Raw genomic sequence first — 7534 nt, 5'->3', positions numbered from 1 at the left:
CCGGGGTTGTCGAGGGGGCGGCTGTCCGGTCGGACGGCGGGATGTCTTCCGGGGTTGTCGAGGGGGCGGCTGTCCGGTCCGAGGGCGGGGCGTCTTGCGGGGTTGTCGAAGGGTCGTCGGTCCGGTCCGAGGGCGGGATGTCTTCCGGGGTTGTCGAAGGGACGGCTGTCCGGTCCGACGAAGGGAAGCTGACGTGACAGGGCCCGCCATGGACACCACGCTCGAAGTCTCCGGCCTGCACAAGACGTTCGGCGAGCACAAGGCCGTGGACGGCGTGTCGTTCACGCTCGCTCCCGGTGGCTCGCTCGGCATCGTCGGCGAGTCGGGGTGCGGCAAGACCACCACCGCGCGGATGCTGGTCGGCCTGGCCACGCCCGACTCGGGCAGCATCCGGATCGGCGGACGCGAGCGAGCGGCGAAGACTCGCAACCGGGGCGAACGGCTAGCCGGGGCACGGGAGATACAGATGGTCTTCCAGGACCCGTATTTGTCCCTCGACCCGCGGATCGCGGTGGACGCGTGCATCGACGAGGTGCTGCGGCTGCACTTCTCGCTGACGAAAGATCAGCGGGCCCGGCGGGTCACGGAGTTGCTGGAGCAGGTGGGGCTGGGCGAGCGCGAGTCGACGGCCCTGCCCAAGGCCCTGTCGGGCGGGCAGCGCCAGCGCGTCGCGATCGCCCGGGCGCTGGCGGCCGAACCGAAGGTGCTCATCCTCGACGAGGCGGTCGCGGCGCTCGACGTGTCCATTCAGGCGCAGATCCTCGAACTGCTCTCCGGGATCCGGCGGGACGCGGGCGTGGGCTTCCTGTTCGTGAGCCACGACCTCGCGGTCGTTCGGCACGTCACGGACGACGTGGTGGTGCTGCGCGGCGGCCGGGTGGTCGAGGCGGGCACCACGGTCGAGGTCCTGACGCGTCCGCAGCATCCGTACACCCGGCTTCTGCTGGACTCCGTGCCGCGGGTGGGGTGGGATCCCGCTCGGATCGCGGCGGATCGGCGCGCGTTGGGGGCGGCGGGGGCGGTGGGTGCGTTGGGAACGGCGCGGGCGGCGGGGGCGGTGGGGACCGTCGAGCCGGGAAGTTCGGTCGAGCCCGAGGGTTAGGTCGATTCCGCCGCTTCGGTTCCGCCTGTTGTACCTGCTGTCCCTGTCGTAGATGTGCCCGTCGTACGCGTCGTACGCGTCGGGCCCACCGGACCCATCGGGCCCACCGTGGAACAAAGGAAAGGATTCGGCTCTCGTCATGACCGACCGCACCACCGACGAACTCGCGTACCTCCCGGCGACCGAGGCATTGCGCCGATTTCGGGACCGCTCGCTGTCCCCCGTCGAATTGATGACCGCGATCATCGCGCGCGCCGAGACCGTCGAGCCCACCGTCAACTGCCTCGCCGAGCGGATGTACGACGAAGCCCTGTCCGCCGCGCGCGCTGCCGAGGCCCGCTACGCCGGCAAGGGTGGCCAACCCCGGCCCCTCGAAGGGCTCGCGGTCGCCACCAAGGAGGAGCAGCCCATCGCGGGCCGGACCAACTCCGAGGGTTCGGTGCCGTTCGCGACCGAGATCGCCGCCGTGACGCACCCGGTGATCGAGCGGATCGTCGAGGCCGGGGGGATCGTGCACGCGCGCACCACGACGCCGGAGTTCAGTTGCGCGGGGTTCACCCGATCGGAGCTGTGGGGTATCACCCGCAACCCGTGGAACCCGCAGTACTCGCCTGGCGGTTCGTCGGGCGGCGCGGGCGCGGCACTCGCGGCCGGCAGCACCACGCTCGCGACCGGCTCCGACATCGGTGGCTCGATCCGCATCCCGGCGTCCTTCACCGGCACGGTCGGGTACAAGCCGCCGTACGGCCGAGTCCCGGCGATGGCGCCGTTCAACCTCGACACGTACTGCCACGACGGCCCGATGACGCGCACCGTCACCGACTGCGTGCTCCTACAGAACGTGATCGCGGGCCCACACCCGCGCGACGGCGCCGCGTTGAGCCCCAAGCTGATTCTGCCCGCCGCGCCGGAGGGCATCGCGGGGCTGCGGGTCGCGCTGTCGATCGGCCTCGGCGACTGGCCGATCGACCGCGAGGTCGAGGCGAACACACGCGCGGTGGCGGTGGCGCTGCGGGAGGCCGGAGCGATCGTCGAGGAGGTCGCCGTCGACATCTCCCGTCGGGACGTGATGGACACCGCGATGATCCACTTCGGCGCGATCTTCGGGTCGTGGGTGCAGGGGGTCGCCGCCGAGTATGGCGAGCAACTCAACGCGTACACACTGAAGTTCGCCAAGGACAGCGTCGGCGCGGCCGAGCGGGGCGGGCTGCTCGCGGGCCTTGAGCGCGAGGCCGCGATCCAGGCCGAGATCGGGCAACTGCTCACCCGATACGACGTGTTGCTGTGCCCGACGGTCGGTATCCCCGCGTTCGTGGCGGATGACGACTACACGTCGACCAAGGTCACCGTCGCCGGCGTCGAGTTGGAGACGTACCTGGAGGCGTCGCTGACCACGGTGTTCAACATCGCGAGTCGCTGTCCGGTGCTGAGCGTGCCGTCCGGCCGCCACGCGTCGACCGGGGTGCCGACGGGCGTGCAGATCGTCGGCCGGTTCTACGACGACGCCACGGTGTTCCGCGTCGCGGCGGCGCTGGAGCGGGTACGGCCGTGGGACTACACGGGCGTGGGCATTCCTGCGCTGTGACTGCGGCCTCGCCCGGTAGTCGGTTGTCGCGTTCCGCGTTCCGCGCAACGTCCCTTTCACATTGATCTCTGTCGAGGTCCCCGCTTTCTCGCGTTTCCTTACGGTTGCTAGGAGTTCCATGTCCAACCCTGCCGATGTCGTCTTCCGCGGTGGTTCGGTCCACACGATCGACGCGGTGCGCCGCCCGGGCCACGGCAGTGGCCGTGCGCGACGGTCGGATCGTCGCCGTCGGACACGACGCGGACGTACGCGAGCTGATCGGCCCGCGCACCGACGTGATCGACCTGGCCGGTCGGGCGTTGCTGCCCGGCTTCCAGGACTCGCACGTGCACCCGGCGCTCGCGGGCATGACGCTGATCCGCTGCGACCTCTCCGAGGCGCGGGACGCGGACGAGACGCTGGCCACGATTCGCGCGTACTCCGACAGCCGGCCCGACGAGGAGTGGATCAGTGGCGGCGGCTGGAACATGGAGGCGTTCGCCGGCGGTACCCCGAGCCGCCGGCAACTCGACGCGATCGTGCCGGAGCGCCCGGCATTCCTGATCAACGCGGACGGCCACGGCGCGTGGGTCAACACGCGGGCCCTCGAACTCGCGGGCGTCGGACGGGACACCCCGGACCCGGCCGACGGCCGGATCGAGCGCGAGGCCGACGGTACGCCGCAGGGCACCCTGCACGAGGGCGCGGCCGCGCTGGTCGGCGACCTCGTACCGGCTCTCGACGCCGCCGACGGTCTGCGGGCGTTGCTCGCGGGCCAGGCACGGATGCACGCGGTCGGCGTGACGGCGTGGCAGGACGCGATGGTCGGATCGGCGCACCCGGGCCTGGACCCGCTGGGCGCCTATCTGAGGGCCGCCCGTTCGGGGCAGTTGACCGCGAGGGTCGTGGGCGCGCTGTGGTGGGAACGGGACCGGGGTGCCGAACAGCTCGACCGTTTGCTGGAGTTGCGGGCCGCGTCCACGGTCGGACGGTTCCGGGCGACGAGCGTGAAGATCATGCAGGACGGGGTCGCGGAGAACTTCACGGCCGCGATGAACGGTTCGTACTTCGACGGCTGCGGCTGCCACACCGGCAACAGCGGGCTCAGCTTCGTCGACCCGGCCGCGCTGCGCGAGCACGTCACGCTGCTGGACGCGCACGGGTTCCAGGTCCACGTACACGCGGTCGGCGACCGGGCGGCGCGCGAGGCACTCGACGGCTTCGCGCAGGCGCTGGCGGCCAACGGGCGCGGGGACCGACGCCACCACATCGCGCATCTCCAAGTGGTGCACCCCGACGACGTACCGCGCTTCGCCGCCCTGGGCGTGACGGCCAACCTCCAGCCGCTGTGGGCCGCGCACGAGGCCCAGATGGACGAACTGACCATCCCGTTCCTCGGCGACGAACGAGCCGCCTGGCAATACCCGTTCGGTGATCTGCTGCGCACCGGGGCGACCCTGGCCGCAGGCAGCGACTGGCCGGTCAGCGCCCCGAACCCGATGTGGGGCATCCACACCGCGGTCAACCGGGTACTCCCGTCCTTCGCCGAGCCGTCGGACCAGGTCTTCCTGCCGGAGCAGCGGATCGACCTCACGACGGCGCTCGCCGCGTACACGGTGGGCACGGCGTACGTGAACCACCGCGACCACGACACGGGAACGATCGAGGTGGGCAAGCTGGCGGACTTGGTCGTCCTCGACCGCGACCCGTACGCAGGTCCGACGGCGGAGATCGGCGAGGCGCGGGTGCTGGGGACGTACGTCGAGGGGGCGGCGGTGTACGCGGGGGAGGGGTTGTGATCGCTTCTTCGCCTTCCTCGCCTTCCTTGCCTTCCTTGTGTGCCTTGTGTGCCTTCTGGGCCGCCTCGCCGGCTTCGTCGTTCTCGTCGGACGGTTCGTTCGACGTGGCGGCGAGCGGGGCCAGGGTGGCCGGCTTGGTCGCGGCTCGCGACCTGGCGTAGGCGGGCCTGCGGGTGGTGGTCCTGGGGGTCAGGGGCCGGACGGCGCCCCTATGTCTTTCGTCCAGCGTGAGCGGGTCATGCCGCGACCGGTTCGGCCGGACGGGATTCGTGGAACGAGCCGTCTCTGCGTATGGCGAACAGGGCGCCGATGCGCCGGCGGGCGACGCGGAGGAGGGCCGGGGTGTGGGTCTTGCTGCGGGCTCTGTATCCGGTCGTGTTATGTGCGGGATGCGGGGTTGTGCAGGGCCGCGAACGCCGAGAGGAGCATCGCCCGTTCCAGCGGCCGATTCCCCGTCCTGGGGGGCGTGCTCGCCGTTGATGGAGGGGCCGGCGGACTTCGTCGCGAGGGCCGGGCCCGCGTAGGAGGCGGGGTGGGCGGCGGTGGGGACTGCCGATTCGTCGCCGATGGTCACCAGGACGGTGGCTGCGGTCCTGACGCCGGCTCCGGGCATCGAGATCAGGACCTGCGAAAGAGGATGGGCCGCCAAGAGCTCGCCGATCTGCGCCTCGACGGCCCGTCGTTGTTCGTGGACGGCGGCGAGCGAGCGGGCCGGGGAGGGGGCGACCGTGTCGAGGGTGGCGGTGCCGGGGACGACGACGGTCTGTTCGTCGAGCGCGTCGCAGGTGTCGTTGACCAGACGTTCGGCCGTGGGCGGGGCCGTCGGACGTATCAGGGCCACGAGTCTGTGGCGGCCGGCCTTGCGCACGTAACGGGGTTGGTGGGCTGAGAGTCGGGGCGCGGCGGCTGCGGTTCATCGCGGTCGCCGGCGCCAACCAGCCGCCGCGGCCGTTCGTCGCATCAGTCCCTTACTCGCGAACGTACCCGAGCCCGAACACATGCTCGCAGCCCGACGATGCCTGTCCGTCCCAGTACGCGAGTAACAACAGATCTGCGGCCTTGCGACCACCGGCCTCGCCCGCATGCGCTTTGATGTAAATCGTGTCGCCGTTCACCGAGCAGGACCTCCTCGACGCCGCCGGACCCAAGTCCTTCAAGTGCGGCGAAAGCTACGTCGAAGCCGTCGTCAACCTGGCGGAGGACGATCCGGGCATCGTCACCGCGTCGGTGGAAGGAACCGACACCTACTCGGTCGTCCTGGAATACGAAGCGAACAACCTCACCGGTGAATGTGATTGCCCGTACGGCGACCAGGGTTACTTCTGCAAGCACTGCGTGGCCACCGGCCTGGTCTATCTCCGATCGACGGCGTTGCATCCCGTCGACACCGATCCGACCGAGGATTCGCGCCGCCCCCCGATCGACCTCCACGCCTACCTCGGTTCCCTCGACCGCGACGAACTCGTCACCCTCCTCCACGAAGCCGCCGACCGAGACCCCGCGCTCCGCCGACGCCTCACCCTGCGTGCCGCCCGCACCGACGCCGGCTCCGGCCCCGACATCACGTCGATTCGCGACCACCTGAACCGCTCGCTACGCGCCCACGGCCACCTGGACCGACACGGCGCGCGTACCTACGCCGGAGCGGTAGCCGACATCGCCGAGACGCTGACCGAGCTGCACGCAGCCGGCCACCACGCAGCCGTAGTGGACCTCGCGGGCCGAGCCCTGACCCTGATCGGCGCCGGCGTCGCCAAGATCGACGACTACGACAGTGGCATCACCGTCGAGGGCGAAACACTGGTCGAACTACACGCCGAGGCGTGCCTGAAAGCCTCGACCGATCCCATCGAACTGGCCGACTGGCTCCTCGCGTTCCAACTCGCGAACCACGAATGGCCGGAACTGCGAATCCGGGACTACGCAGAGCCGCTGGGCGACGCAGGCATGACCCACTACGCCGGCCGACTGGAGGCTGTACCCCAAGGCGGCCCGCCGCGCTGGTTGATCCGGCACCTACGCCAATGCCTGGCCAATACCCGAAAGAACACCGACGCCCGGGTCAAGGCACTCGCCGACGACCTCACCCACGGCCACACCTTCGTACGTATCGCCGACGTCCTCACCACCACCGGCCGCGCCGAAGAGGGCCTTGCCTGGGCCCAACGCGGGTTCGCCGAGCACCCGAACGACGCGGAACTCGCCGACTACCTGACCCGGCGCCACACCGCCGCCGGCCGACACGACGAAACCCTGAAAATCCGCTGGGACCAATTCCACCGACAGCCGACCCGCACTCGATACCAACACCTCCTCGAAGCCGCCCACGCCACCGGAGAACTCGACCACTACCGCACGAAGGCCCTACAGACCCTGCGCGACGCGGCCGCTCAACCACCCACCGCGGTCCGGGCATCCCACGACCTGATCGACATCCTCTTGGCCGAGAACCTCATCGACGACGCCTGGCAAGCCGCCGAAACCTTCGGCGCCGACCGCCCCCACTGGCTACGCCTCGCGGAGGCCCGCCAACCCACCCACCCGGCAACCGTGATTCCGATCTACCTACGAGAAGCCGTCGCCCTCATCAAGACCGCCAACCCCCGCTCCTACGCCCACGCCGCAGCCCTCCTGACCCGGGCCCGAACCGCCTCCCAAGCAGCCAACCGCGAACCCGAATGGCAGCAAGAACTCACCAACCTACGCACCGAACACCACCGCAAACGCAACCTCCTGACCGAACTCACCCGCCGCGGCCTCACCTAGGGCGACCTTCGTCCGGCTCCAATCCCGGCCCGACGCGAAGGGGCCTGAAGGCCTGGGGCGCCCCTCTACTGCGAGATTCGCCAATACGACGCGAGACCCGCAAAAACGGCTTAAAGACCACCACGCGCATAACGCACAGCGCCCGGCCTACGCCTTCATCCGGCCGCCCACCCCCGCACAGAAAGTGAAAACCGAGTTTGAGCCCGGAAACCAAAACAGCAGCTCACGACGCATCGCGGCTGCTGAGACTGATGACTCTGTGTGCCCCTGGCAGGATTCGAACCTGCGCACACGGCTCCGGAG

Annotated in this window: 5 protein-coding genes and 1 pseudogene; 4 read left to right on the top strand and 2 right to left on the bottom strand. The window is 70.1% G+C overall.

Features of this window, described 5'->3' with window-relative positions:
* Positions 1-208: 208 nt before the first annotated feature.
* The 3 genes from GT354_RS08175 to GT354_RS08165 all read left to right on the top strand — a co-directional run bounded on the left by GT354_RS08175 (position 209) and on the right by GT354_RS08165 (position 4465).
* Complete coding sequence (locus GT354_RS08175) at positions 209-1102, top strand: ABC transporter ATP-binding protein (protein WP_161355593.1); 894 nt, start codon at positions 209-211, stop codon at positions 1100-1102.
* A gap of 139 nt (positions 1103-1241) precedes the next feature.
* Entirely contained in the window at positions 1242-2687 is a 1446-nt protein-coding gene (locus tag GT354_RS08170; protein ID WP_161355591.1) for an amidase, read from the top strand.
* A 203-nt stretch (positions 2688-2890) separates the two neighbouring features.
* The gene (locus tag GT354_RS08165; RefSeq protein ID WP_346011921.1) at positions 2891-4465 is read left to right on the top strand and encodes an amidohydrolase; all 1575 of its coding nucleotides are present in this window, start codon (positions 2891-2893) and stop codon (positions 4463-4465) included.
* A 236-nt stretch (positions 4466-4701) separates the two neighbouring features.
* On the opposite strand, the pseudogene GT354_RS08160 reads toward GT354_RS08165, so the two are convergent.
* A pseudogene (locus GT354_RS08160) lies at positions 4702-5333 on the bottom strand (transposase); the annotation flags it as partial.
* Positions 5334-5433: 100 nt separating this feature from the next.
* Positions 5434-5580: a hypothetical protein gene (locus GT354_RS08155; protein ID WP_161355590.1), complete on the bottom strand. Its 147-nt coding sequence runs from the start codon at positions 5578-5580 to the stop codon at positions 5434-5436.
* On the opposite strand from GT354_RS08155, the gene GT354_RS08150 reads away from it, so the two are divergent.
* The gene (locus tag GT354_RS08150) at positions 5567-7231 is read left to right on the top strand and encodes a hypothetical protein (RefSeq protein ID WP_161355589.1); all 1665 of its coding nucleotides are present in this window, start codon (positions 5567-5569) and stop codon (positions 7229-7231) included. The two genes, GT354_RS08155 and GT354_RS08150, sit on opposite strands and share 14 nt — an antisense overlap.
* The last annotated feature ends 303 nt before the right edge of the window (positions 7232-7534 follow it).

Source organism: Streptomyces sp. SID3343 (genome assembly GCF_009865215.1).
Classification (GTDB): domain Bacteria; phylum Actinomycetota; class Actinomycetes; order Streptomycetales; family Streptomycetaceae; genus Embleya.
The sequence above is the reverse complement of the archived record's forward strand: the minus strand, read 5'-3'. Positions and strand labels throughout refer to the sequence as shown.